At 73.9% G+C, this 744-nt stretch carries 2 protein-coding genes; both read left to right on the plus strand.

Going from position 1 to position 744, the window contains the following annotated elements:
• A partial coding sequence (locus tag GT354_RS04215; RefSeq protein WP_161354804.1) for an SIP domain-containing protein occupies nucleotides 1–311 on the plus strand: 311 nt, incomplete at its 5' end.
• A gap of 95 nt (nucleotides 312–406) precedes the next feature.
• On the plus strand, nucleotides 407–744 hold a 338-nt coding region (locus tag GT354_RS04220), incomplete at its 3' end, for an iron chelate uptake ABC transporter family permease subunit (RefSeq protein WP_346011840.1).

A 744-nucleotide genomic window follows, 5' to 3' on the forward strand; every position in this document is an offset into this window, starting at 1 on the left:
ACGCCCTGCGCGCGGTGACGCTGCCGGCCGGACCGGGCTACGTGTGGGCCGCGGGGGAGACCCGCGCGCTGCGCGACATCCGCCGCCACGTGCGGCACGAACTGGGCCTGCCCGCCCGGATGTACAAGGTCATCGGCTACTGGACGCACAACGAGAAGGAATGGGACGAGCGCTACGCGCGGCTCGACCCGCAGGTGCGGCACCGCCTGGAGACCGCCTTCGACGCGATACCCGAACAGGACCGCGACGAGGAGGTCGTGGAGGGCATCCTCGACGAGGTCGAGGCCACCCTGGCGAGCGTCGGGCTGTGAACGCACCACCCGACGCGACGCTCGCGCCCGCCGGACGCGCCGAACCCGCGCCGCCCGCCCGGGGAAACGCCCCGGGAGCGACGTCGGGCTCGCGCGTGCGCCGCGCCCTGTGGCTGATCGTCGCCGTGGGGGCGCTGGCGGCGGTGATGCTGCTCAGCGTCGCCGTCGGCTCGAAGAACGTCCCGCTCGCGACCGTGTGGGACGGGCTGTTCCACTACGACGGTTCGAACGACCACGTGATCGTTCGCGACCTGCGGCTGCCGCGCACCCTGCTGGGCGTGCTCGTCGGCATGGCCCTGGGGGTGGCGGGCGCGGTGATCCAGGCAGTCGGCCGCAATCCGCTCGCCGATCCGGGCATCCTGGGCGTCAACGCCGGCGCCGGGTTCGCCGCGGTCCTGGCGATCGCCCTGTTCGACCTCACGGACCTGCGCGC

The sequence above is a fragment of the Streptomyces sp. SID3343 genome, from assembly GCF_009865215.1.
Taxonomy (GTDB): Bacteria; Actinomycetota; Actinomycetes; order Streptomycetales; family Streptomycetaceae; genus Embleya.